The sequence below is a fragment of the Devosia insulae DS-56 genome, assembly GCF_000970465.2.
Taxonomy (GTDB): domain Bacteria; phylum Pseudomonadota; class Alphaproteobacteria; order Rhizobiales; family Devosiaceae; genus Devosia_A; species Devosia_A insulae.
Genome location: NZ_LAJE02000070.1, coordinates 1 through 24,438, shown reverse-complemented (window position 1 = coordinate 24,438; position 24,438 = coordinate 1). Strand labels below are relative to the sequence as shown.

General features: G+C 64.4%; 26 protein-coding genes and 2 pseudogenes. 8 read left to right on the top strand and 20 right to left on the bottom strand.

Annotation, left to right across the window (positions count from 1 at the left end; genetic code table 11):
• Window positions 1-283 precede the first annotated feature (283 nt).
• Genes VW23_RS04215 through VW23_RS04205 form a run of 3 tightly spaced genes read right to left on the bottom strand, consistent with a single transcriptional unit; the run spans window position 284 to window position 2,374 of the window.
• Window positions 284-1,444: an FAD-dependent monooxygenase gene (locus VW23_RS04215; RefSeq protein WP_069908336.1), complete on the bottom strand. Its 1,161-nt coding sequence runs from the start codon at window positions 1,442-1,444 to the stop codon at window positions 284-286.
• Window positions 1,441-1,914, bottom strand: coding sequence for a DUF6691 family protein (locus VW23_RS04210; RefSeq protein ID WP_069908335.1), 474 nt, complete (start codon window positions 1,912-1,914; stop codon window positions 1,441-1,443). Before VW23_RS04210 ends, VW23_RS04215 begins: the two co-directional genes overlap by 4 nt.
• Before the next feature lies 1 nt (window position 1,915).
• Complete coding sequence (locus VW23_RS04205; protein ID WP_069908334.1) at window positions 1,916-2,374, bottom strand: YeeE/YedE family protein; 459 nt, start codon at window positions 2,372-2,374, stop codon at window positions 1,916-1,918.
• Window positions 2,375-2,575: 201 nt separating this feature from the next.
• On the opposite strand from VW23_RS04205, the pseudogene VW23_RS04200 reads away from it, so the two are divergent.
• Window positions 2,576-3,298 (top strand): annotated as a pseudogene (locus VW23_RS04200) (TerC family protein); the annotation flags it as partial.
• A gap of 367 nt (window positions 3,299-3,665) precedes the next feature.
• Here VW23_RS04200 and flaF read toward each other — a convergent pair.
• From flaF to VW23_RS04150, 10 genes are all read right to left on the bottom strand, one after another.
• On the bottom strand, window positions 3,666-4,037 hold the full coding sequence (flaF, locus tag VW23_RS04195) for a flagellar biosynthesis regulator FlaF (RefSeq protein ID WP_055882398.1): 372 nt from the start codon (window positions 4,035-4,037) through the stop codon (window positions 3,666-3,668).
• A complete protein-coding gene (flbT, locus tag VW23_RS04190) occupies window positions 4,027-4,413 on the bottom strand; it encodes a flagellar biosynthesis repressor FlbT (protein ID WP_069908332.1) in 387 nt (128 codons plus the stop codon). The genes flaF and flbT overlap by 11 nt, the downstream gene beginning before the upstream one ends.
• A 63-nt stretch (window positions 4,414-4,476) precedes the next feature.
• Window positions 4,477-5,679, bottom strand: coding sequence for an MFS transporter (locus tag VW23_RS04185; RefSeq protein ID WP_141728215.1), 1,203 nt, complete (start codon window positions 5,677-5,679; stop codon window positions 4,477-4,479).
• 290 nt (window positions 5,680-5,969) lie between these two features.
• Window positions 5,970-7,778 carry a flagellin N-terminal helical domain-containing protein gene (locus VW23_RS04180; protein WP_069908330.1) on the bottom strand — a complete coding sequence of 603 codons (1,809 nt, stop codon included), beginning with the start codon at window positions 7,776-7,778 and terminating at the stop codon, window positions 5,970-5,972.
• Between the two features lie 176 nt (window positions 7,779-7,954).
• A complete protein-coding gene (locus VW23_RS04175) occupies window positions 7,955-9,415 on the bottom strand; it encodes a flagellin N-terminal helical domain-containing protein (protein WP_069908329.1) in 1,461 nt (486 codons plus the stop codon).
• Between the two features lie 265 nt (window positions 9,416-9,680).
• On the bottom strand, window positions 9,681-11,234 hold the full coding sequence (locus VW23_RS04170) for a flagellin N-terminal helical domain-containing protein (RefSeq protein ID WP_069908328.1): 1,554 nt from the start codon (window positions 11,232-11,234) through the stop codon (window positions 9,681-9,683).
• Between the two features lie 251 nt (window positions 11,235-11,485).
• Window positions 11,486-11,809, bottom strand: a complete 324-nt coding sequence (locus VW23_RS04165; protein ID WP_069908327.1) for a hypothetical protein — start codon at window positions 11,807-11,809, stop codon at window positions 11,486-11,488.
• Window positions 11,810-11,909: 100 nt separating this feature from the next.
• Entirely contained in the window at window positions 11,910-12,383 is a 474-nt protein-coding gene (locus VW23_RS04160; protein ID WP_069908326.1) for a hypothetical protein, read from the bottom strand.
• A complete protein-coding gene (locus tag VW23_RS04155; RefSeq protein ID WP_069908325.1) occupies window positions 12,380-12,727 on the bottom strand; it encodes a rod-binding protein in 348 nt (115 codons plus the stop codon). The genes VW23_RS04160 and VW23_RS04155 overlap by 4 nt, the downstream gene beginning before the upstream one ends.
• The gene (locus tag VW23_RS04150) at window positions 12,727-13,812 is read right to left on the bottom strand and encodes a flagellar basal body P-ring protein FlgI (RefSeq protein ID WP_069908341.1); all 1,086 of its coding nucleotides are present in this window, start codon (window positions 13,810-13,812) and stop codon (window positions 12,727-12,729) included. Before VW23_RS04150 ends, VW23_RS04155 begins: the two co-directional genes overlap by 1 nt.
• Window positions 13,813-14,070: 258 nt before the next feature.
• Here VW23_RS04150 and VW23_RS04145 point away from each other — a divergent pair, with 258 nt between their 5' ends.
• Complete coding sequence (locus VW23_RS04145) at window positions 14,071-14,487, top strand: flagellar assembly protein FliX (protein ID WP_069908340.1); 417 nt, start codon at window positions 14,071-14,073, stop codon at window positions 14,485-14,487.
• A gap of 115 nt (window positions 14,488-14,602) precedes the next feature.
• Window positions 14,603-15,016 (top strand): RNA polymerase-binding protein DksA, encoded by a 414-nt coding sequence (gene dksA, locus VW23_RS04140; protein ID WP_055882371.1) that lies wholly within the window; start codon window positions 14,603-14,605, stop codon window positions 15,014-15,016.
• A gap of 65 nt (window positions 15,017-15,081) precedes the next feature.
• Here the strand turns inward: dksA and VW23_RS04135 are convergent, their stop codons facing one another.
• A complete protein-coding gene (locus VW23_RS04135; RefSeq protein ID WP_069908324.1) occupies window positions 15,082-15,585 on the bottom strand; it encodes a GFA family protein in 504 nt (167 codons plus the stop codon).
• Window positions 15,582-16,241 (bottom strand): TetR/AcrR family transcriptional regulator, encoded by a 660-nt coding sequence (locus VW23_RS04130; RefSeq protein WP_069908323.1) that lies wholly within the window; start codon window positions 16,239-16,241, stop codon window positions 15,582-15,584. The genes VW23_RS04135 and VW23_RS04130 overlap by 4 nt, the downstream gene beginning before the upstream one ends.
• Before the next feature lie 149 nt (window positions 16,242-16,390).
• On the opposite strand from VW23_RS04130, the gene VW23_RS04125 reads away from it, so the two are divergent.
• The 4 genes from VW23_RS04125 (at window position 16,391) to VW23_RS04110 (ending at window position 18,520) form a co-directional block, all read left to right on the top strand.
• Window positions 16,391-17,359, top strand: coding sequence for an alpha/beta fold hydrolase (locus VW23_RS04125; protein ID WP_141728214.1), 969 nt, complete (start codon window positions 16,391-16,393; stop codon window positions 17,357-17,359).
• A gap of 11 nt (window positions 17,360-17,370) precedes the next feature.
• The gene (locus VW23_RS04120) at window positions 17,371-17,736 is read left to right on the top strand and encodes a VOC family protein (protein WP_069908322.1); all 366 of its coding nucleotides are present in this window, start codon (window positions 17,371-17,373) and stop codon (window positions 17,734-17,736) included.
• Window positions 17,737-17,885: 149 nt separating this feature from the next.
• Window positions 17,886-18,128, top strand: coding sequence for a type II toxin-antitoxin system VapB family antitoxin (locus VW23_RS04115; RefSeq protein ID WP_069908321.1), 243 nt, complete (start codon window positions 17,886-17,888; stop codon window positions 18,126-18,128).
• The gene (locus VW23_RS04110) at window positions 18,128-18,520 is read left to right on the top strand and encodes a type II toxin-antitoxin system VapC family toxin (protein WP_069908320.1); all 393 of its coding nucleotides are present in this window, start codon (window positions 18,128-18,130) and stop codon (window positions 18,518-18,520) included. Before VW23_RS04115 ends, VW23_RS04110 begins: the two co-directional genes overlap by 1 nt.
• Before the next feature lie 53 nt (window positions 18,521-18,573).
• Here the strand turns inward: VW23_RS04110 and VW23_RS04105 are convergent, their stop codons facing one another.
• The gene (locus VW23_RS04105) at window positions 18,574-19,149 is read right to left on the bottom strand and encodes an SH3 domain-containing protein (RefSeq protein ID WP_176730324.1); all 576 of its coding nucleotides are present in this window, start codon (window positions 19,147-19,149) and stop codon (window positions 18,574-18,576) included.
• Between the two features lie 313 nt (window positions 19,150-19,462).
• Here VW23_RS04105 and VW23_RS04100 point away from each other — a divergent pair, with 313 nt between their 5' ends.
• Window positions 19,463-20,953 carry a Na+/H+ antiporter NhaC family protein gene (locus VW23_RS04100; RefSeq protein ID WP_244513373.1) on the top strand — a complete coding sequence of 497 codons (1,491 nt, stop codon included), beginning with the start codon at window positions 19,463-19,465 and terminating at the stop codon, window positions 20,951-20,953.
• Window positions 20,954-21,025: 72 nt separating this feature from the next.
• On the opposite strand, the gene VW23_RS04095 is transcribed toward VW23_RS04100, so the two are convergent.
• The 4 genes and pseudogenes from VW23_RS04095 to VW23_RS04080 all read right to left on the bottom strand — a co-directional run.
• Window positions 21,026-21,796 carry an ATP-binding cassette domain-containing protein gene (locus VW23_RS04095; protein ID WP_069908318.1) on the bottom strand — a complete coding sequence of 257 codons (771 nt, stop codon included), beginning with the start codon at window positions 21,794-21,796 and terminating at the stop codon, window positions 21,026-21,028.
• A complete protein-coding gene (locus VW23_RS04090; protein WP_084645506.1) occupies window positions 21,793-22,917 on the bottom strand; it encodes an ABC transporter permease in 1,125 nt (374 codons plus the stop codon). The genes VW23_RS04095 and VW23_RS04090 overlap by 4 nt, the downstream gene beginning before the upstream one ends.
• 102 nt (window positions 22,918-23,019) lie before the next feature.
• On the bottom strand, window positions 23,020-23,997 hold the full coding sequence (locus VW23_RS04085) for an ABC transporter substrate-binding protein (protein ID WP_069908317.1): 978 nt from the start codon (window positions 23,995-23,997) through the stop codon (window positions 23,020-23,022).
• A 115-nt stretch (window positions 23,998-24,112) separates the two neighbouring features.
• Window positions 24,113-24,438 (bottom strand): annotated as a pseudogene (locus VW23_RS04080) (ABC transporter ATP-binding protein); the annotation flags it as partial.

The following is a 24,438-nucleotide window of genomic DNA, read 5'->3' as shown; positions in this document are numbered from 1 at the left end:
TGCCCTCGTCCCGCGACCCCGACGGGGAGAAGAATCCGGAGAGCCCAGCGATCGCCTCTTTTCCTCTCCCCGTCGGGGAGAGGGTGGATCGGCCGAAGGCCGAGACGGGTGAGGGGTTGGCGGCCACAGAACCATCCCCAACAGCACCTAACTTAGCGCACATGCGCGCAGGCGGGGACCCAGTGGGATCTCACAGCTTCAGTGGGTGCCGCAGCATCCCACTAGGTTCCCGCCTGCGCGGCAATGACGCCGGTGCAGAGCAGTAGCGCTGTGTCTCGTGAACTCACCCCCGCCCCATGCCCAGCCCAAACGCGCGCTTGCGTAGTGGCGGCAGCAGGCGCAGGGCCCAGAGGCCGCCGGCGCGCAGCGCCTGGGCCGGCAGGAAGTCGCTGAGCAGCGAGCGGAACAGCGCGTCGACCATGCCGCCGGTGCGCTCGAGATCATCGGCGCGGCGGCCGGCGTAGTCGGTGCTGACGGCATTGGCCCAGCCGGGGGCAGTGCGGTCGGTGGCAGCCAGTGCCGCGGCAAGATCGGCGACATCGCGCAGCCCCAGGTTGAGGCCCTGCGCACCGATTGGCGGGAAGGCGTGCGCCGCTTCGCCGGCGAGCACGATGCCATCCATGCCGGCGCGCTCGACGGTGAGGGTCGAGAGCAGGAACATGTGTGCCGGGGTCAACAGCTGGATATCGCCGAACAGCCGCTGCGACTTCTCGAGGAAGGTGGTGCGGAGGCCATCCTGGCCGGTGGCCTGGGCTGCCTTCAGCACCTCGCGGTCATCGATCCAGACGAGGTTGGCGCGTGACCCGCCGGCTGGGACCAGCGTGAATGGGCCCTCCGGGTAATGGAACTCGACCGAGGCGCCGCCGAGCGGGCGGCCGAGCTCGAGGTCGCAGACCAGTGCCGCCTGGGTGAAACCGTGTTCGCGGGCGCGGAAATCGGTGGCGACACGCACCAGCGACTTCTTGCCGTCGGAGCCGACGACCAGCGGTGCTTCGACGACACTGCCATCGGCGAGGGTCAGCACCCAGCCGGTGGCGCCGCGCTCGATCGAGGAGAGGGCCAGTTCGCGGGTCTCGAGGTTGGGGAGCGAGGCACGCGCGGCCTCGAAGGCTTCGAGCAGTTTGATGTTGGGAAAATTCCAGCCGAACGCCTCGAGGCCGGCATCCTTGCTGTCGAACAGCGTCTCGGGGGCGCGGAGCAGCCGGTCGGTGGCGTCGATGATGCGGATCTGGGTCAGCGGGTGCCCGAGCGCGGCGGGATCGTCGATCAGGCCGGAGGCGCGGAGGTAATCGACGCTCGGGCCCATCAGCGCCGAGGTGCGCCGGTCGGGCGGGCCTTTCGGCGCGAGGTGGAGGGTGCGGAGCCCGGCGCGAGCGACAGCCACCGCTGCTGCCACGCCGGCGAGCCCGCCACCGACGACGACGGCTTCAGGAGCGCCGCTCATCGGGCCAGCGCCAGCCGCTCGTCGCGGCCGCTCGGAATGACCAGCGCACCGGCATAGGAGCCGGCGAACAGGGCGAGGAGGAAGGTCAAGAGATTGTCAGGCCAGAAGGCGATCAGCGAGATCGCCGGGCCCGGGCAGATGCCCGACATGCCCCAGCCGATGCCGAACAGCACGGCGCCGCCGACCAGCGGCCCATCGATATGGTGGAACTCGGGCTCATGGAACTGTGCGTCAAACAGCGGCGCCTGCCTGATACGGCCAACACGTACGGCGATGAACATCACGGCGATGGCGGCGACGATGACGAAGGCGAGGCTCGGATCCCAGCCGCCGGTGGGGATGGCGGTGAAATCGAGGAAGCGCAGCACCTTCAGCGGATCGACCATCTGCGAGATGTAGAGGCCGGCGCCGAACAGCAGGCCGCTGACGGCGGCGGTGGCGAGGTAGGGCAGGCGAAGGTTGGCGGCCATATCAGACGATCCCGGTGACGGCGACGGTGAGGATGGCGACCGAGAAGAACACGCCGACCGCGACGAACGAGCGCTTCGACAGTCGGGCGATACCGGCGACGCCGTGGCCCGAGGTGCAGCCATTGCCGATCTTGGTGCCGAAGCCGATCAGCAGGCCGGAGATGGCGATCCAGAGCGGGGCAGGGATATTCCAGCCCGCCGGCGGTGAGGCCAGTTGCGCCGAAGCGCCGCCGGGGCCACCGACGCCGAGGCCAGGGATCAGCCAGGCGGCCGCGAGGGCCCCAAGCACCAGCGCCGCGAGGAACACCAGCCGCCACACCACGGTGCGCGCCGGCGGCAGCAACTGCCCGAAAATTCCCGAGATGCCGGCGATGCGGCCATTGCCGAGCCAGAGCAGCGCCGAGGCGAGCCCGATGAGCACACCGCCAATCAGGGCGGGGATGGGAGAGAACGCGTCCATGGGGAAACTTTCGAGTGGAGCCGAGCCCTTACAATAACAGCGGCAACATGGACCGGCCAGCTTCGGCACGATGCGATCGTGCCACGGGCCGGGGGCGCGGTGAAAAACCGCACCCTGTGTGGAGCCGCGCGCGCACTCTTCCAACAATCGTGCCACGGCCCTAAGTATGGCGCCACCTGATCATCACCACCGGAGCTGTCGATGCTGGAACTCCTCTACGATCCTAATGTGTGGGCTGCCTTCCTGACCCTCACGGCGATGGAGATCGTGCTCGGCATCGACAACATCGTGTTCATCTCGGTGCTGGTGTCGCGCCTCCCCAAGGAGCAGGCGGATCGCGCCCGCAAGCTCGGCCTGGCGCTGGCGCTGATCTTCCGCATCCTGTTGCTGCTGGTGATCTCCTGGATCATCAGCCTCACGCAGCCGGCCTTCGACATCATGGGCTTCGCCCCGTCGTGGAAGGACCTGATCCTGATCGCTGGTGGCGCCTTCCTCGTCTACAAGGCGACGCACGAGATGCATGCCGAGCTCGAGGAGCCGCACGAGGCCGATCTGAAGCAGCAGGCGACCAAAGCATTCGCGGCGATCATCGGCCAGATCATCGTCATCGACCTGGTGTTCTCAATCGACTCGATCGTGACCGCCGTGGGCATGGCCGACCATGTGGAAGTGATGATCGCCGCAGTGATTGTGGCCGTCGGCGTGATGTTCATTGCGTCCGGCCCGGTTGCCGATTTCGTCGCCAAGCACCCGACCACCAAGATGTTGGCGCTGGCGTTCCTCCTGTTGATCGGCACTTCGCTGGTGGCGGACGGTCTCGGCTTCCACATCCCCAAGGGCTACATTTACGCCGCCATGGGCTTTTCGGTGCTGGTCGAGGCGATCAACATCATCGCCAAGGAGCGGCGCAACCGGCGCGCCGCCGGGGCAGGGTTGCCGCACAAGGCAGCCGCCGCCGCCCACGTTCCGGCGAACGCCGCCGCCGAAGCTATCGCCCCGAAGCCGAAGTCCAGGTCGACCTCGACATCGCGAGCCCAGGCCAAGCCGAAATCGGCGCCGCGGAAGTAGGTTGGTTGCCTGCTACGCTTCGCTGCGGATGCACTGGTGTCCCTTCTCCCCTCTGGGGAGAAGGTGGCGCGTAGCGGGTGGCTTTCATATGCGATTGCCCTGCCTCCCCTGGGGGAGAGGGGCGCAGTCCTCCGGGGTCAGTCCTTCGGCGAGACACCGGCGCCCGGAAATGCAAAAGCCCGCGATGTTCGCGGGCTTTTTCAGGCTCGATCCGCGCTCGAGCTCAGCTCTGGCCGGCGCGGAGGCCTGCGGCGATCTCGCGGTTGATGTTGATCAGCACGGTGAGCTTGTTGGCCGAAGGCTCGGCCTGGATGGTCATCGTCTGCTTCATCACGAACAGGCCGAGATTGGCGATGTTCTCGCGCAGCGCCTTGGGCAGCTGGCTTTCCTCGCCGGTCACCGAGCCGAGAAACACCGTCCACAGCTTGCGGTTGAACATCAGGGCGGCGGTGAGCTCGTGACGCTCGTTCTCCCAGTCGTCACGCACGCGCTGCATTTGTCCGGCAGCTCGAGAGAGGAGGTTGGCCTCGAGGAGACGAGGATTGACCGTCTGCCTGCCTACCTGCTGGTAGGCGAGCGCCGCACTATTCTGCATTGCCGAGGAGTTCCTGTTCGTACTGGATCAGCTTTTTCGCAGCCTTGAGTGCTTTGTACAGGGAGCCGGTTAATATCTCGTTATTGATTTCGTCAACAATGCGGATTGTTGATGGCGCTGCCGTGATGATGTCGTTGACCAGTTGAAAGTAGTCTTGGGTCAATCGTTCGACGTTTTCATGAATGTACATGAGCTGTACAGCCAAGTAGATGCGCTTGGCCGGGCTAGTCGCGGTTTCGAAGGTCAGGATGTCCTTCTCGCGGAGGATTGGCGCTTTGCCGTCGATGAACAGCCGGGTGCGCTGATCCGAGTTCGTAATGACACAGTTGCCGACGATCAGGCGTTCGCCCGGCTTCAACTCGACCTTTAACGACATGTCGGTGGTTCAACCCCGTGATTCCGTGGTGCAGCATACTGCATGCGCCTCGTCACCAAAACGCTACCGGCGGAAGGCGAATGCGAGGGCTCCGAGGCCGAGCAGGATAATCAGCCCGCCGCCGACGATGAATGGCGCTGGCACGCCAAAGCCGGTGACGATCAGGCTGCCGAGCAGCGGCGCGGCCATCATCGCGGTGGTCATCGCCGCTTCGCCGGCCGCGCTGACGCGGGCAATGCGGTCGGGCGGGGTTTCCGACTGGATCACCGAGCGGTAGGGCACCAGCATGAACACGGTGGTGCCGCCCATCACCGCCATCACCAGGCAGAACAGGGGGAAGGGGATAGCGACGCCCCAGGCCGCCGCCAGCGCAGTGCCGACCGTCACCGGTCCGGAGACGAGCGCGGCAAGCGCCATCAGCAGCAGCGGTCGGTTCGGCCGCATCAGCCCGGCGAGGTAGGCGCCGGTCATGCCGCCGATGCCGGAGGCGGTGATGGTCAGGCCGAAGGCCGTCGCATCGTAACCGAGCTGGCTGGTGAGCAAGGCAATCTGCGTGTCGTAGAGGAAGAAGGTGAAGTTCGCCGCCGAGGCGAAGATCAGCACGGCGAGCAGCACCCGGTTGCGCCCGAACTCGGCGATGCCACCCGCGACACGGGCGAAGAAGGGCTCTTCGGCGTCATGCTCGATGTGAGCCCGCGGCGGCAGCTTCAGCCCCAGCAGGATCAGGAACGCCACCACCGACAGCACGCCGTTGATGACAAACACCCCTTGCGCCGGCACCAGCGCCAGCAGCAGCCCGCCACAGGCCGGCGCGACGATCTTGCTGGCCTGGTTGATGCCCTGGTGCAGGCCATTGGCCGCCATCAGCAACGGTTCGGGTGTGGTTAGCTGGATGGCAGACTGCCGAGCCGGGGTGAAGGCGGAATCGACGATGCCGCGGAGCAGCACGATCAGCAGCAGGATCTCGACATTGGGGGCGATCACCAGTGCGAAGGTCAGCACGCCGCGGCCGAGATTGGAGAGCAGCAGCACCAGCTTCAAGTCGGCCCGGTCGACCCAGGCGGCGAGCAGCGGTCCGGCGACGACATAGGGCAGGGCGAAGGCCAGCGCCAGCAAAGCCAGCGCCACAGGGCCTTCGCCCCAGACATAGGCGATGAGCGCGACGACGGCGACATAGTCGAACCAATCGGCGAAATCGGCGGGAATGGCGGCAAACAGCAGCCGACGCTGCGCCGGGATGGCCAGAATGTCTCGGTACGGCGTCATGGCGGCGACGATGGCCCGCGGCTTTACGAGCTGGCAACGGAAAAGGCGGGGCGCCCACAAGTCTCCGTGGGTGTACTATTCGGTCACACTGGCCGGCGGTTTGGCTGGGTCTTGGATTCACCCACCGGCCGTCATCCCAGCGAAAGCTGGGACCCAACGATCCCCCGGTGCAGGTGGTGAAATGGATCCCAGCTTTCGCTGGGATGACATCGAGTGTGGGGTGGTCATAGTGGGCCAGATCGACCACTGCTCACGGTGGTGGTTGGTCCTCAGTAAGGCGCTCTGTGCGATCAGAACAGCCGCAGCACGGCCTGGTCGGCCTGCGAGGCCATGGACAGGGCTGTCGAACTCAGCTGCTGGCGGGTCTGCAGGGCAAGCAGGTTCGCCGCCTCCTGGTTGGTGTCGGCGAGCGTGAGGTTGGCCGCGCCGGTTTCCAGCGTGTTGATCATCGACTTGGTGAAGTCGTTGCGATTCTCGACGATCGACAGGTTCGAGCCGAAAGCCGAGGCCTGCGAGCGCAGCTTGCCCAGCGCATCGCCGAGCTTGCCGAGCCGGGCGTCGAGCGAGACATCGCTGTTGAAGTCGGCGAAGACCGCCGAAGTGATGCCGAGCGTGGTGTTGTTCACCGAGGTCGGATCGCCGTCGGCATCCTTGGCCTGGATATCGATGGTCGAGGTGCCGGATTCGTTGAATGTCAGCTTCAGCTTGTCGCCACGCAGCAGGTTGATGCCGTTGAACGAGGCATCGTCGGCGAGCTTGTCGAGCTGGTCGCGCAGCTCGTTGAACTGCTTGACCAGGTTCTTGCGCACCTCGTTGCCGCCGATCTCGGCAGTGCCTGATGTGCCGTCGATCTCGCCATCGGTGCCGATGCCGCCGATCTCAAGCGCTTCCGTCGAGAGGTTCTCGATGCGGAGCTTGCCGTTGTCGTTGGAGGCGCGGACCTTGTCCTTGAGTGCAGTGTTGGAGTTGATCGACTGGACCAGTTGATCGACGCTGAAGGTGCCGGCCGTAGTGCCCGCGGCAACAGTCGGCGCCGCGCCGAATACGTCGTCGGCGTCGGCACCGCCTACCGTGATGCTGTTGGAGCCGTTGGCGGCTCCGGTCAGGTCGATGCGATTGCCGGTGCCGCCGACAGTAATGCCGGTGACGCCTTGGGCTGTCAGTTGCGACTGGATGTAGCTGCGTGCAGTGCCAACCGTCGCGGCATCAGCGAAACTGAGGGTAATGTTAGCAGTCGCGGTGCCGTTCGAAATGCTGATGGACTTGCTGCCTCCGACGGAACCAAAGGTTTGCGGCGTCGTGGTGAAGCCGTACGCGGCCGCATTGCCGACTAGGCCTGTAACCTCGATCGAGGCAGCAGGGCCCGTGCTGGTCGTCGTCAAAGTAATGCTGGTGCCATCATTGCTGGCAACCAGTTCGTCGTCGTTGTTGTTCAGTTGCAGGTGGAGGTTGAGGGCGTCGGTGTACTCGTCGATGCCGTCCACAACGTTGTCGAGGTTTCCCACCTGGGTCAGTTCGGCACTGGTGACGTCTGCGGTCATGAACGGACCGCCGTCGACTTCGACGTTTAGTCCGGACGCCATGTGTGTACCGCCCGGATTACTGAACGCGAAAGAGACGGAAGCATTCGGCGAGGTTGGCGCTTGATAGTCGGCGCTGGCCGCGACAGTGGACTGCACAGCTGTGCCCGACCCCACTGCCACGTTCACGGCTGGAGTGCCTATAGCCCCATCCGAGAACGAGATGTTGCCGTTGGCCGCGGCATCGATAACAAAGCTCTGCGTCTTGAACGACTTGTCCTGCCGCGCCTGGCGCAGCGTTGACTGCATCGATTCGACCGTTTTGGTGATCGAGCTCAGGCCGTTATCGGCAGCTTCGATGGTCTTGATGCCATTCGACATCGAGTCGAGGAGGTTGGACATGTCACCGGCGCGGCTGTTGAGCGACGCCGCGGTGAAGAAATTGGTGGGGTTGTCGAGCGCCGAGTTGACCTTGAGGCCAGTGGCGAGGCGCTCCTGGGTCTTGGCCATCGAAGCGGCGGTCGACTGGAGCGAGAGCAGGTTCGAGCGAACCGCCTTGGAGAGATTTACATCAGCCACGTTACAAACCTTCTGGTCTGTCTAAATTGCCCGCGTCCTGGGGCTCGGCTCGTCAATATGCTGTATCTATCGGGCCATAATCGGAAACAGCCGGTTAATTCCGACCGAAGAACAGTATCCAGGAAAGGAAAAAGGCGGGCCGCAGCCCGCCTTCGTCTTGTCTTGGACTGACCGTCTTAGAACAGACGCAGCACGGCCTGATCGGCCTGCGAGGCCATCGACAGGGCTGTCGACGACAGCTGCTGACGGGTCTGCAGGGCGAGGAGGTTAGCCGCTTCCTCGTTGGTGTCGGCAAGCGTGAGGTTCGCCGCACCGGTCTCGAGGGTATTGATCATGTTCTTGGTGAAGTCCTGGCGGTTCTGCACGATCGACAGGTTCGAGCCGAAGGCCGAAGACTGCGAACGCAGGGTCCCTAGGGCGTCGCCGAGCTTGCCCAGCTTGGCGTCGATCGACGCGTCGCTGTCGAGGTCGGAGTCCTGCACCGAGGTGATGCCAAGCGACGTGTTGTTGATCGAGGTCGCGTCGCCATCGGAATCCTTAGCCTGGATGTCGATGGTCGAAGTGCCCGTCTCGTTGAACGTCAGCTTGAGCTTGTCGCCGCGGAGCAGGTTGATGCCGTTGAACGAAGCGTCATCAGCCAACTTGTCGAGCTGGTCGCGCAGTTCGTTGAACTGCTTGGCCAGGTTCTTGCGGACTTCGTTACCGCCGATCTCCGACGTACCGGCTGTGCCGTCGACTTCGCCATCCGAACCGACACCGGTCACTTCAAGCGATTCGGTCGAGAGGTTCTCGATGCGGAGCTTGCCGTTGTCGTTGGAGGCGCGGATCTTGTCCTTCAGCGACGAGTTGCCGTTGATCTCGGTCACCAGAGCGTCGACGGTCTTGACCGCACCGGTTACCGCAGCGACGCCGTCGGTCGATGTCGTAGCTACGCCGAGGCTAGTTGCGGCCGCACCCGACCCGGTGAAGTTGGCGCCGTCGGCACGGGTGATCCCGAGCTCGTTGGTGCCGGAGTCGAAGGCGGCGGTGAAGCCGGCCGATGACAGGGCCGTTTCAAGTTCAGCCTTGGTCGAGGTATTGGTGATCGCAAAGCTCGTGGTGTTGGTACCCGAGGTCAGCGTGAGCGTCTGGCCGGCAAAGGCCTGCAGTGCGGTGTCGTCGGCAACAGCCACGGATCCGGCAACGGTCGCCGGCGTTGCTGCGGACGAGGTCGTGTTCAGGTTGATGCTGACCGGCGAAGAACCGACAGCGCCACCCTCGAACGACAGCGTCTTCACCGACGAAGTCCCGATGGTAGTGGAGTCGACCGCGTAGGACGTGGTCTTGAACGACTTGTCCTGGCGCGCCTGACGGAGCGTGGACTGCATCGACTCGACGGTCTTGGTGATCGACGAAAGGCCATTGTCCGCAGCTTCAATGGTCTTGATACCGTTGGACATGGAATCGAGCAGGCTCGCCATATCCGAGGCACGAGAGTTAAGCGAAGCGGCGGTGAAGAAGTTAGTCGGGTTGTCGAGCGCCGAGTTCACCTTCAGACCGGTGGCGAGACGCTCCTGCGTCTTGGCCATCGAAGAAGCGGTGGACTGGAGGCTCAGCAGGTTCGAGCGAACTGCCTTTGACAGATTTACATCAGCCATTTTGGAGGCCCTTTCTGGGTCCGTACTCAGTTACTAACCGTCTCTCCTGAGACGCGGCTGGATCATCGGTCGGGACCGGCAAAAGAAGTCTTAAGTTCGATCGCTGAATTGAAGTTTGCCGTGGGCATTCGAGGTAAATGCCCGGGGCATTCGAGGCAAAGTTAATGAGCAGTTTGCTTGGTGCCTCGAAGTGATACGCAAAGTCGCGTAGGCAAAGAAAAAGGCGGGCCGAAGCCCGCCTTTGATGTTTCGGGGGTAGCTGGCCTTAGAACAGGCGCAGCACCGCCTGGTCGGCCTGCGAGGCCATCGACAGGGCAGTCGAGCTCAGCTGCTGGCGGGTCTGCAGGGCCAAGAGGTTCGCCGCTTCCTCGTTGGTGTCGGCCAAGGTCAGGTTCGCCGCGCCGGTTTCCAGCGTGTTGATCATGTTCTTGGTGAAGTCGGTGCGGTTCTGCACGATCGACAGGTTCGAACCGAAGGACGAGGCCTGCGAGCGGAGCTTGCCGAGTGCCGTGCCGAGGATCTCAAGCTTACCGTCGAGACTCGAGTCGAGGTCGAAGTCGGCGTTGACGACGTGGTCGATGCCCAGGGTGGTGTTGTTGATGGCGATCGGGTCGCCATTCTCGTTCTTGGCCTGGATGTCGATGGTCGAAGTGCCGGTCTCGTTGAACGTCAGCTTGAGCTTGTCGCCGCGGAGCAGGTTGATGCCGTTGAAGGAAGCATCGTCGGCGAACTTGTCGAGCTGGTCGCGCAGTTCATTGAACTGGGTGACGAGGTTCTTGCGAACGGTGTTGCCGTCGATTTCGCCGATGCTGGCGCCGCCATCGACTGTGCCGGCCGAGCTGATACCGTTGATGGTGAGCTCTTCAGTCGAGAGGTTCTCGATGCGGAGCTTGCCGTTGTCGTTGGAGGCACGGATCTTGTCCTTCAGCGAAGTGTTGCTGTTGATTTCCTGGACCAGGGCATCAACCGTCTTCACTGCACCGGCGGCCACACCAGCGACACCCGTGTTGGATCCGTTGGCAATGCCCGAGGTGTTGGTGAGGGCGGCGCCACCACCGTCGACCGCGGCCACGCCGGTGAGCGCGATGGATGAGCCGGCGCCGGAGCTGTTCGACGTCAGCGTCAGGGCCGAACCCGTGCCGCCCACGGTCACGCCGGTCACGCCGGCATCGGTGAGGGCCTGGCCAACGGCAGCGCGCAACTCGGCGCCGTCGTCGATGGTAGTGCCGGTGATGCCGGCATCAGTCAGGGTCTGGGCGTCGATCGAGACGGCAACCGGGCCGGCGCCATCGACGTTGATCGAGAAGTTCAACTGGTCGCCGGCGTTGTCGAAGGTCAGCGTAGAGCCGAAGGTCGACGAGAGCGTACCGGACGTTGCCGGGGAACCGGCGCCGGTGGTGTTAAGCGCGATCGAGATCGGGGCGGTGCCGATAGCACCGTCCTCGAAAGAGATCGACTTGGCCGTGGTGGTACCGATCGAGGCATCAAGCGCATAGGACATGGTCTTGAACGACTTGTCCTGGCGCGCCTGACGCAGGGCCGACTGCATCGACTCGACGGTCTTGGTGATGGAGGTGAGGCCATTATCGGCGGCTTCAATGGTCTTGATGCCGTTCGACATCGAGTCCAGCAGGTTTGCCATGTCGGACGCACGACTATTCAGCGACGCGGCAGTGAAGAAGTTGGTCGGGTTGTCGAGCGCAGTATTCACCTTCAGGCCGGTGGCGAGACGCTCCTGCGTCTTTGCCATCGAGGCAGCGGTGGACTGGAGGCTCAGGAGGTTCGAGCGAACCGCCTTTGACAGGTTAACTTCCGGCATGGGTGGAATCCCTTCTGGCTAAATCGATAATCTCGTCCTGAGATTGACGCTGATCGTAGCCTCGGCCGGCTTAAGAATGGTTAACGGGGTACTGCCGAACGCAGTTAATTTTGTGTTCTGTGACGCCTCGATGTCGGCCGCAAAGCCTTGGATATCATGGGGAAAACGGCGTTTCAGCAGTTCTTGTCGAACGCGCGCCGGACGAGAGGCGGTTAGGAAACTGGATCAGGATGGCGCAGAATCGAGCGGGATCAGACCCGCCGATCGTGGAGCGCCAGCGAGCCCTGCGCCGGCAGGTCGGCACTCCCCAGCCTGAGGATGATTTCGCGGTCGCTGGTGGGCTTGGGCGGCAACTGGCCGGAGAGCAGCGCCGCGGCGAAAGCCGAGCCCGGCGGGGGTGGCGGCGCGGGTAAAGGCGGCAGCAGCTGTGCGGCAGTGTACTGTGGAGGAGGTGGCGGCGGAGTGTCCGGCTGGTCCGAGCCCTGACGGGAATCGCCGAGCAGCGTGCGCGACCGATAGTCCGCTACGGCTCCGAGTCCCATGTTGATCGGTTCGGGCGCTATTCTGGCGCTCATGGACCGGCATTCCTAATTGCCACTTAGCGGGCAACCATGCCGGTCCAGGCTTTCATCGCGCTTTCGCGGTTCGAAGCAATTTGCCGAAAACTGTAGCGATCTAGAGCGCGCGGTTGATCGATACACCACTGGCGGCCTGCGGCGGCTGACCGGCGATTTCGCCATTGGCGCCGTAGGTTTTGGGACGCGCCTTGGCGCTTATCGCCTTGGCCACGTCGGTCAGGAGTTCCTCGGTGACCGATCGGGCAGTGGCAATGACCCGCAGATTCTCCGCCATTTGTGTTGCGAGCCGATCGTGCCCGCCGAGCAGGGCATCGACGAGAGCCGGGGCCTCGGCGCGCAGCCGGGCCGACTGGCGCTGCACCGAGCGGGCAAAGCCCATATAGTCCTGGGCGAGGCGGGTCTTTTCGGCGGTGAGTTGGCCTGCATCCTTGGCACGGCCGGCGCGGAGCAGCGTGGTCTCCTGGTTCAGCACCACGACCAGGTTCTCGAGCGTTTCCATGGCGAGGCCGCAGAGCTCGGCGGCGGGAAGCGAGTCGAGGGCCGCGAGGCGTTCGGCAGCAGCATTCATCATTTCAGCGCTCCGCTGGTTCTTGTTGTTGGGATGGAGTTCTGGGCGGCTTCCTGCGCCGCGATGAGATCGGGCAGCAGCGCATCGGCGAGGCCGACGCCGCCCGAACGGGCCAGTACGTCGGCCATCTGTTCGGCCTGCATGCCGCGCCAGGTTTCTTCGGCAAAGCCGCCGCCCATGGCGCTTTCGTCGGTCTTCAGCGAGGCGAACATTTCCTTCATCAAGGTGTTGAGGAAAACCCCTTCAAGGTCCTTTGCCTGCTCGCGAAGGTGCCCAACCTGGGCGGGCGAGAGCGTCGTCACCTTGTTCTGGCCGGCAAAGCCGAGGCCCGATGCAGAGCTCAGCATCACAGCACCTCGATTTCGGCCTGCAGCGCGCCCGAAGCCTTCACAGCCTGGAGGATGGCGATGAGGTCGCGCGGGCTGATGCCCAGCGCGTTGAGGCCATCGACCAGTTGCTGCAGGCTCACCGATTCCGGCACGACCGCGAGCTTGGTCTCGGTGGTGTTCACCGAGAGATCGGTGCGTGGCTCCACCGCGGTCTGGCCGAGGCTCAGCGGGTTCGGCTGCACCACCATCGGGCTCTCGGCGATGGTCACCGTGAGGTTCGACTGGGCGACGGCGACGGTCGAGACCCGCACGTCCTTGCCCATGACGATGATGCCGGAGTTCTCGTCGATGACGATCTTCGCCGGCAGGTCGGTCTCGATCACCAGCTGCTCGATATCGGTCAGCAGGTCGACGATGTTGCCGTTGAAATTGCGCGGCAGGTTGAGCCGGATAGTCGCCGGATCCTCGGGCGTGGCGCAGGGCACGCCGATGAAATCGTTGATCGCCAGGGCGATGCGGCGCGAGGTGGTGAGGTCGGGGTTGCGCAGCGCGAGCCGCAGCGTCCGCTGGGCGCCGAGCACGAAGCCGATCTCGCGCTCGATCAGCCCGCCGGAAGAAATGCGGCCGGTGGTGGGAACGCCCGAGACCACTGAGGCGGCGTCGCCTTCGGCCGAAAAGCCGTTGATGGTCACCGAACCCTGGGCGATGGCGTAGACCTCGCCATCGGCGCCGAGCAGCGGGGTGACCAGCAAAGTGCCGCCCTGCAGGCTCTTGGCATCGCCCAGCGAGGCGACATTGACGTCGAGGCGGGAGCCCTGGGTGGAGAAGGCCGAGAGGTTGGCGGTGACCATGACGGCCGCGACATTGCCCGTGCGCATGTTCTCGCCGCGGGTGTTGACGCCCAGCCGCTCGAGCATCGCTTGCAGGCTCTGCTTGGTGAAGGGCGAGTTGTTGAGCCCATCGCCAGTGCCGTTGAGGCCAACCACCAGGCCATAGCCGACCAGCTGGTTGTCGCGGACGCCCTCGATATTGACCACATCCTTGATGCGGGCGGCAGCGGCGTAGGTCACGCTCGGCTGTGGCACCAGCAGCAACGCGGTCATAAAACCAAGCAGTGCGCGCTTAAGGTTGAATTTGGCCATCTGGCAGTCCCCGGAGTGCGGCACATCCCCATGCGCCGTGATTGCCAGTGGTGTTGCGAGAACCGTGCCAGTTTCGCCAATGCGTTGAAAATACAGGAGATTGGCGCCAAGTCGGTCGGTGCGGATAGTGCTGGTCGGCAAGTCCTGCCGGGCGCATTAACGTTTGCTTAACTGCTGGCGGCAGATTTTGCCGGGCAGTGGTGAGGGTAGGTGAGTCCGGTGCGGATCGAGAACAATGCGCGGGTAGGCAATGTGGCGGGGCGCTCTGCGACCGGCCCCAGCTCGTCCGGCGTAGCGTTCGAGATCGGGCAGGGGCCGCAGGCTCAGGGCGCACGGCCGACCGCGACGATCGCCGCCACCACGTCGCTCGATGCATTGCTGGCGCTGCAGGCGGTCGAAGATCCGCTGCTCAAGCGCAAGAAGGTGGTGCGTCGCGGCAACCAGTTGATCGATACGCTCGAGGGGCTGCGGGGCGACCTGCTGGTCGGCCGGATGGCCGAGGGGCGCCTCAACCAGCTCATGGCTGTGTTGACCCAGGCGCGGGAGCGAAGCGAGCCCGGATTGGACGCTTTGCTCGACGATATCGAGCTGCGCGCCAGGGTCGAACTGGCCAAGCGCGGACTGTACCCCGCCTGACACAGTTGGCGCCTCTCCACTCACGGATTAATCACCAAGCTTTTGAAAGCTTGCGAAGCATGCCCTTGCGCCACTATAAGGCCCGCCATTAGGGGCGTTTTGGAATCGAGTCAGAATGTCGACTGAAGTTCTTGAATACCGACCTACTCAGGACGAACCGTTTATGAACCCGCGTCAGCGGGAGTATTTCCGGCAGAAGCTGGAGCGGTGGAAGAGCGAGATCCTCGCTGAAAGCCGCGAAACGCTCGAGAATCTGCAGGAAGAAAGCCAGAACCATCCGGACATGGCCGACCGCGCTTCCTCGGAGAGCGATCGGGCACTTGAGCTCCGTACCCGTGATCGGCAGCGCAAGCTGATCTCGAAGATCGACGCGGCGCTCAAGCGGATCGAGGACAACACCTACGGCTATTGCGAAGAAACCGGCGACCCGATCGGGATCGCCCGGCTCGACGCCCGGCCGATCGCCACGCTCTCCCTGGAAGCCCAGGAAATGCACGAGCGGCGCGAGAAGGTGTACCGCGACGAATGACAAGAAGGCCCGCAGCGATGCGGGCCTTGTTGTTTCCTGGGTAGACAATCGAGGCCGGTCGCCGTTCAGCGGCCGAGCAGCATGGCGAGCTTGGCTCCGACCATGCGAGCCACGAAAGTAAACGGCGTGCCGTTGACGCTCGGCAAGTCGGCGGGCAGCGCGACGTCGGCGGGCATAAACCTGGTCTGGATGCGCATCTCCAGCGGCGGCGCCGGCGGGACGATGCGGTCACGGTAGACCGGAGTCCAGTGCAGTACGGACGGGAGCCGCGCCAGCATGGCCGAGTTGCAGCAGCTGGCGACCATGCGCTGAGTGGTCGAGGCTGGCTTCAGCTTGTAGCCCTCGAGCAGCTCCGCTCCCTTGGTGCAGCGCACCCGGTCGTTGCGATAGAGCGCGTAGGGTGTGCCGGCGCCGGCATCCAGAATCGCCGGTGCGCCGGGCAGGGCCTCGATCAGGCGGGAGCCGGCCTGGCAGTCGTCGCAGTGGCAGATGAGGCTGATCACCGGTGCACCAGTCAGCTCGAGCTCGACTTCGCCGCAGGCGCAGCACGCCACGTAGCGCGCCGTCATCGCCCGAGACCGCCATAGGCGGCGAGGAATACCCGCACGCCGGCCTCGGCGTTGCGACGCAGTTCAGCCTCAGAGGGGATGGCATCGTCGCCGAGCAGCATGGCCTGGTTCAGCGGGGCTGACATGATCAGCCAGTTGAAGTGTTCCGCCGCGATTGCCGGGTCATCGATATCAAGCAGGCCGCGCCCGGCCAGGTCTTTGAACACTACGGCCAGCATCTTCATGGCGCGGGCCGGCCCGCGTTCGTAGAGCACCCGGGCCAGCTCGGGGAAGCGCGTCACCTCACCGATCACCAGGCGCCGCAGCTGCATGATGCGCGGCGTCAGCACCACGGTCAGCTGCCGCAGGGCATACTCTACCAGGTAGGCCGCGAGGTCTTCGTCCGGGCCGAGCTGCGCCACGTCGTTGTGCACGGTGTCGCCGGCGCCGGTGGTCATGCCGCCGACGATCTCGACGAACAGCGCTTCCTTCGACGAGAAGTGCTTGTAGACGGTCTGCTTGGACACGGCGGAGAGGGCGGCGATCTCATCCATATTGGTGCCGAGATAGCCGCTTTTCAGGAACACCTCGGTGGCGGCGTCGAGGATGGCCCGGCGCTTGCGGGCTGAACGGCCATCGCCTTCCACATCCGCGTGTTCGTTCACTTCCGAGCCCATCGACCTGTCACTCTCCAAAAACTCTCACAGCCCTGATTGACAGTACAGTACTGGACAGTCTAGTTTCTGACAATCACACAGAACTGGACGGTCCAGTTCTGAACGCGTCGACGGCGCCGGCCGTCATACGAGAAGCAGGGAGAGCTTGAATGTCGAACCGAAGCTTCGTGCTGGCTGCCACGGTGGTTGGGGCGCTTGCCCTGCCAATCCCTGGCACGCTGGCAGAAACCGCAACCAAGCCGCAGACCGAAAATCAAACCGCAGGAGACGTTTCGATGACCAATGCCAGCAAGCCGGCCACGCTCAAGGTTCCTGGTGCGACGCTGTATTATGAGGTGCAGGGCAGTGGTCCGACGCTGCTGATCATCCCCGGCGGTCCGCAGGATGCCGGCGTGTTCGCCGAATTGGCGCAGCGCCTCGCCGACCGCTACACCGTGGTGACCTATGATCCACGCGGCAACTCGCGCTCCAGCTTCGACGGCGAGATCAGACCGCTGCTGATGGACCAGCAGGCGGATGACGCCGCCGCGCTGATCGAAGCTGTAGGCAGCGGTCCGGCCTACGTGTTCGGCACCAGCGGCGGCGCGCAGATCGGGCTGAACCTCGCGGCGCGGCACCCCAAGCTGGTGCAGGCGCTGGTGGCACACGAGCCGCCCTCGATGATGCTGATGGATGACCCGAGCGAAGCGGTGGCGGCCGACAAGGCGCTCTACGACACCTACGTCAAGGATGGCGTCGATGCCGCGATGGGGATGTTCTTTTCGATGAACGGGCTCGAGGAGGCGGGCGACGCGGCCGAAGCGCCGCCGGAGTTCGAGATGCCGCCGGAAGAGGCCGAAACCTTTGCCCGGGTCAGCGGCAATTTCGAATACTGGCTGGCGCATGGCATGCTGCCGCTGTCGCTCTATACGCCGGATGTAATGACGCTGCAGACAGGGAACCCGAAGATCGTCGTCGCCATCGGCGAGGCGTCGGCCGGCCAGCCGATCGAGGAAATGAGCCTGGCGCTGACCAATAAGCTCGGCATCGCGCCGACCAGGTTCCCCGGCGATCACATGGGGTTCGGCCCGCAGGCTGCCGCGTTCGCCGAAGCGCTGCACAGCTCGTTCGCCAACTGACGGAGGCAGAGATGCATATCCAGTTCGCCGAACTGCCGGTGTTCGATCAGGACCGGGCCATTGCCTTCTATGTCGACAATCTCGGCTGTGAGGTGGCTGCCGACGCGCCGATGGGCGCGGACGGCTGGCGGTGGGTCGAAGTGAAGTTCCCCGGCGCCCGCACGGCGCTGCACTTCCTCCGCCGCCCCGACGACAAGCCATCGGCCGAGCCAGTGCTGGTGCTGGTCGAGGCCGACGTGGCGGGAACCATCGAGCGGCTCCGCGCCAAGGGTGTCGAGATCATCACAGAGCCGGGCGAGGCGCCGTGGCAGCCGGGCCGGGTGGTGGCGGAGTTCCGCGACAGCGAAGGCAACCGGATGGTGGTCGGCAGCCACTGAACGGGGCGATCCCGTATGGCGCGCCCAGCGCGAGTGCTGGGTCTGTTCAGGAGGGGAGGCGGCTTCGGTCGCTTCCCCTTTTCGCCCTTGTGGTTGCGGTTGTCATTACAGATATGATAGTCTGTATTGACGACAGAGGAGCATCGCTGATGAACCTACAAATTCGCGATCCGCGCGCTCACCAATTGGCCCGCCAACTCGCGGAGAAGCGGCGTGTGTCCCTGACAGAGGCGGTCATCGATGCGCTAGAGGCACAGTTGAGAGCTGAACAGTCTCGTGTTCCCCTGGCGGAGCGCCTGAAGGGCATCGCCGGTCGGCTGAGGGCGAAGGGCGATGCTGGCGGCCATGAGATGACCAAGGACGAGATCGACGGGATGTGGGGTCACTCCTGATGTTCGTCGACACCTCGGTGCTGGTGGCGCTTCTATCCGAGGAAGACGACGCGCAGGAATGGGCCAGGCGGCTTGAACGGGAACCCGTTCTCATCACCAGTGCGCTGGTCGTCTTGGAGGCGGCGATGCGGCTCTCAACCAAGTTGGGTGTTGAGCCGACGGACGCCGAGATATCTATCAACGAGCTCCTTACCGAGTCCAAGATCGACGTCGTCGCCATTGACGCGGACGATGGGCACCTGGCCGTGCAAGCGTTCGCGAAGTACGGCAAAGGCAGGGGGCATCCTGCGCAGCTGAATCTCGCCGACTGCCTATCGTACGCCTGCGCAAAGAACCGAAAAGTACCGTTGCTCTATAAGGGCAACGACTTTGCACAGACCGATGTCAGGTAGTTCTGAGAGCCGGAGATACCGGCTTGAGCCGGAATCTCCCCTAGCTCATTGGTTCAGCGGAAAGTGCGGAACGAGGAGATGTTGCCGTCCAGCCACCAGGGCAGGGTCGCGACATCGCGGTTGAAGTCCTCGCAGCGGCGGAAGTTGCGATCCTCGCAGACCTCCACCGTCATCGCGCCGCTGATGCTGATCGAAGCGATGCGATTGTTCCAGGAGCCGAGATCCCGGTTGCTGTCGCCGACGCCGACGCAGAAGCTGCGGCCACGGAAACGGATGTCGTCGTAAAAGCAGGCCCGCCGCCGGACGTTCGAGTCGCCGCCGCCACCGCCGGTCCGTGACAGGAAGTTCTGCGACACCCAACCGCTAGGTCCGCCGTGGTTGACCCAGCACCAGCCGCCGTTGCAATTGCTGATGCGCACGCTCTGGCCGGCGCGCAGCACGTCGACAACGGCATAACTGGTGCCTGGACCACGACGGACGTTGACGTTGGAGGTCGCCACGGCGTTGCCCACGCCACTGCCGCCCCCGGGGTTGTCGGGAACGATGACAAACGTCTCCTGCGCCAGTACCTGGGGCACCGCTCCCAGGCCAGCGGCCAGCATCGCCGCAATGAATAGTGCTCTTATCATAACGATCTCCTCAACCCGGCTGGTAAACAGACGCGTGTACTGTGCGCTTTCGTACGGAGCGCGAGAAGTGTTGGCCGTCCGTTCTGCAAGTACTACCATTCAAAGCGGCGAATTGATGCGCTTGGCGCGCCGTTCAGTTCAAAATCGTTGAACTGGCCACGTAAATAGTTGCATCTTATTTGATGTCACATGGCCATCCGGCGCAAGCGGAAGCTTAGGCAATAGCTGCGATGGCTGCTGGTGTTCGTTGAACGCGGAGAGCCGACATGGCCCGCAACAAGCCGCTTGGCCGGCCAAAGGCGAGGAGGCGGCGTTGAGCACCGCTCCGCGGCGTATCCGCGAACCGTCCTATTTCGACGCGCTGGCGCCGCTCGTGGTGCTGGCGGTGCTGATCGCCGGGGCGGTGCTGCTGTTCGGGCTCAAGGCGACGGATGGGCCGCTGCAGGTGGCGATCATCCTCGCGGCAATGTTCACCTCGTTCATCGTCTTGAAGAACGGGCACAGCTGGGAGGAGGTGGCCGAGGCCGGGCGCAAGGGCGTGTCGTCGGTGGTCAGCGCCATCTTCATCCTGTTCGCGGTAGGGGCGCTGATCGGCACCTGGAACATGGCGGGGACCATCCCGACGCTGGTCTATTATGGCATTCAGGTGATCAACCCGGACTGGTTCTATCTCGCCTCACTCCTGGTCTGCGCCGCCATCGCCATGGGCATCGGCAGCTCGTGGACCACCGCCGGCACGATCGGCGTCGGGCTGGTCGGGCTGTCGTTCCTCGCCGGCGTCTCGCCGGCGATCACCGCGGGAGCAGTGATTTCCGGCGCCTATGTCGGCGAGAAGCTGTCGCCCTTATCCGAGACCGCCATCCTTGCGGCGCAACTGACCGGCACCACCATCTACGCGCATTTGCGGGGGCAGGTCTGGAGTTCGGTGCCGGCGCTGCTGATCGCCGCCATCGGCTTTGGCATCCTCGGCTGGGCCGACAATTCGAGCGGCGCCAGCGACGGCGTGGTCGCCTCGGAACTTTCGGCGCTGTCGAGACTGTTCAACATCACGCCGCTGACCTTGCTGCCGCTGGTTCTGCTGATCGTGTTGTCGATCTTCAAGGTGCCGCCATCGCTGGCGATCATCGGCTCGGCGCTGTCAGCGGCGCTGCTGGCGCCGTTCCTGCAGTCGGAGGCGGTGCTGCGCTTCGTCAACGAGCCCGGGCTGGCGGAGCCGCTGGCATTCGTGAAGGCCGGATGGCAGGCGATGGGCACCGGGTTCGAGGCGAACTCGGGCATTGAGGTGGTCGACAGCCTCTTATCGCGTGGTGGCATGGCGAGCATGCTGCTCACCATCTGGCTGATCCTCGGCGCACTGGTTTATGGCACGCTGCTCGACGAGTTCGGGCTGCTGCTGAAGCTGGTGACGCCGGTGCTGATGCGGGCCCGCAGTACCGGCTCGCTGATCGCCACCGTGGTCGGCACGGCGTTCGGGCTCAATATCGTTGCGGGCGACCAGTATGTGGCGGTGGTGCTGCCGGCGCGGATCTTCCGCGCCGAGTTCAACAAGCGCGGGCTGGCCGCGACCAACCTGTCGCGGGCGGTGGCGGATGGCGGCAGCGTCACCTCGCCGCTGATCCCGTGGAACTCCTGCGGCGCCTATATGGCGGCGGTGCTTGGCGTACCGACGCTGGTCTACCTGCCGTTCTGCCTGTTCAACATCGCGAGCCCACTGGTTACGCTGCTGCTGGGGTTCAGCGGGTTCAGGATCGAGCGGGTGGAGCCGGGGGTGGTGGAAACGCCAGCAGAGGTTGCGTCGCCGTAGGTGGGTAGGGACTCCGCACTCACCTTCGCCGGGGTGACCGTGGTTGGGGGAAGGTCAGCGCCAATAACCGCCCTAGGCCGCCACTTCCCGGCCATCGTCCAGCGCACCCACCATATATTGCACCAGCTCGGACGCGTTGGTGTCGCCGGTCCGCTTCTCGGTGACCTTGCGGCCGCGATGCATCACCACGATGCGGTCGGCGACGGCGAAGACGTCGGGCATGGTGTGGGTGATGAGGATCACCGGCACGCCCTGGTCGCGGAGACGTCGGATCAACTCCAGTACCTTCTGCTGCTCGGGGACGCCAAGATTGTTGGTCGGCTCGTCCATGATCATCAGCCGCGCCTTCCAGTAGATGGCGCGGGCGATGGCCACCGCCTGGCGCTGGCCGCCCGACAGGCTCTCGATCGGCTGGGTGAGGCTGGGGAACTGGATATCGAGCGTCGCGAGGCTCTGCTCGGCCTCGGTCAGCATCAGCTTGTCGTTGAGCGTGTTGATCAGCCCGCCGAGATAGCGATGCTTCACCTCGCGACCGAGGAAGATGTTGGCCGGCACATCGAGATTATTGGCCAGCGCCAGGTCCTGGTAGATCGTCTCGATGCCGGCGCTGCGTGCATCGATGGGCTTGGGGAAGCTCACCGGCTTGCCCTCGAAGCGGATTTCGCCTTCGTCGGGCAGGTGGACGCCGGAGACGCATTTGATCAGCGTCGACTTGCCGGCGCCATTGTCGCCGAGCAGCGCCACCACCTCGCCGGGGTTGATGTCGAGGCTGACATCGTTGACCGCCGTGAGGCCGCCGAAGCGTTTCACCAGGTTGCGGATCGACAGTACCGGTTGGCTCATGATCCTCTCCCACGGCGGCCAAGGATCAGGTCGCGCGACTGGTCGATCAGCACGGCGATGATCACCACCGCGCCGACGACGATGAATTGCCAGAACGCCTGGACGTTCATCATCACCAGCCCAGTGGTCAGCACCGCGATGATCAGGGCGCCGATCACCGTGCCGATGATCGAGCCGGCGCCGCCGAACAGGCTGACGCCGCCGATGATCACCGCGGCGATCGAGCTCAGCAGCAGCGGATCGCCGATCACCGCCGAGCCGGCGGTGAAGCGCAGGGTCGAGAGGAACCCGGCAATGCCCGCAGTCACCGAGCTCAGCATGTAGAGCTTGATGATGTGGCGCTCGACCGGAATGCCGGTACGAAGCGCCGCCTGCATGTTGCCGCCGATGGCATAGGTATGCCGGCCGAACTGGGTGCGGTTGAGGATGAACATGCAGATGATCACGACGATGGCGGTGATCACCACCGGCCAGGTGAAGATGCGGTCCATCTGGCGCAGCATGGCGCCGGTGACGTCGGGACGGAAGAACGCATAGAAGCCGCCGCCTTCGCCGCCGACCAGGTAGAACAGCGATTCATTGCCATAGTCGCGGATCTCGGCCGGCAGGCCGATGACGGTGGTGTTTTCGGCGAACAGCAACGCCATGCCGCGGACGATGAAGGATGAGCCGAGCGTCACGATGAAGGCCGGCACCTTGAGCTTGGCGATGATCAGCCCGTTGACGAGGCCGACGCCGGCAGAGGCACCGACTGCGGCGAGAAAGCCGAGAGTCGCGGCGAGAAACAGCGGCGCGCCGGCATTGAACGAGGCCCGGATGGCGTGAGCCGAGACCACTGAGGCGAGGCTCATCACCCAGCCGACGCTGAGGTCGATGCCCGCCGAAATGATGACGAAGGTCTGCCCCAGCCCAAGCAGCAGCACCGGAGTGATGGCGACGAGGATGTTCATCGCGTTGCGCAACGTCAGGAAGGTGGCGCCGCCGGAGAGCGGCACGACGATGATGAAGAACGCGATCATCAAGCCGAGGAACGCCCAGGCCCAGAGCCGGCTGGCGAGAAGGATGAAACGCTTTTCAGGCGGAAGCCGGGCCCCCGCTGGAATTGCCTTGCTGTCGGTCACGGCTGCCCCGGGTATGGAGTGACGGAAGCGGCCGGGACCTCAGCCCCGGCCGTTTTCGGCGTGATCGGCCAAGCGGCTGAAACGGGCCGCTTTGCGTGGCGCTTAGTTGCCGACCTTGTAGATGAAGCGCGCGTATTCGGGATCGGCGACATTGTCCTTGTCGATGATGGCGAAGCCGGTCTCGACGCGGCGCGGCAGGCTGGTGACGCCGGCAGCATCGGCGACGGCGAACTGCACCGCCATATAGCCCATGTCGAACGGCTTCTGTGCCAGGACCAGCGACACCACGCCCTTGCCCATCAGCTCGATGGCTTCGGCAGTGGCGTCATAGGCCACGACCTGCACATGCCCGCCGAGGCCGGCATTGACCACCGCGTTGCCGGCGCCGCCGGCGCTGAACACGTTGGTGCCGAACACGCCGGCGAGGTCGGGGTTCTGCTCGATCACCGCGCCGGTCTGCTGCGCGGCCTTGTTCTGGTCATCGAGGTTGTAGTCGGGGCCGAGCACCTTGATGTCGGGGAACTCGTTCTTCATCACCTCGGCAAAGCCCTGCTCGCGGCCTTCGACCGACGAGACGTTGGGGTTGGTGGAGTTGATGTAGACCGTGCCCTTGCCGCCGATCGCCTTGGCGAGGCCGCGGGCCGAGATACGGCCGCCCTCGACATTGTCGGAGCCGATATAACTGATCGGGAACTTGATCGGACCGTTGGCATAGTCGCCATCGCCGAGGAAAGTATCGACAGTGATGATCTTGATGCCCGCGTCGAGCGCCGCCTGCAGCGGCGCTACCATCTGATCCTTATCGGTGGGGGCGGTGATGATGTAGTTGAGGTCGCCTCGCGCCACCAGCGCATCGAGGATCGGCGTCTGCGCCTCGACACCCCAGGTCGGCGGCACCTGGGTCACCACTTCGACACCGAGGTCCTTGGCCGCGGCTTCGACGCCCAGTTGCATGACCTGGTAGAACGGGTCGACCACGCCCGGCAGGAAGCCGATCTTGATGTCGGCGGCGGAAACGGTGGCCGTAGAGAGCAGTAGCGTACCCAGCAGGGCAGCAGTCATCGTCGACGCGTTGCGCATCGAAACCTCCCCTTATTGTTGTGATCCGGCGGCTCCTTTGAACTCCTCCGCCAGATCACCGACGATAGGCCCGCGCGCTCACATTTGTAAACTGGGCGGATATATTCAAACCGCGCTAGGGCAACACGATTTCGCGCTCGATGCCGATCGCCGCGAGGAAGTCGCGGTCGTGGCTGACCACCAGCAGCGCGCCGTCATAGGCGGCGAGGCCAGCCTCCACCGCCTCGATGGCGTGGATGTCGAGGTGGTTGGTTGGCTCGTCGAGGATCAGCAGTTCCGGTGGCCGGCCGCTGCCGATGGTGCAGGCGAGGCCGGCGCGCAGCATTTCGCCGCCACTGAGCTGACCTACCGGTTTCAGCGCAGCGTCGGCACGGAACAGGAAGCGGGCGGGCGCCGAGCGCGCCGTGGTCTCGCCGTCCTCGGGGTTGAGGGCGAGGTCGG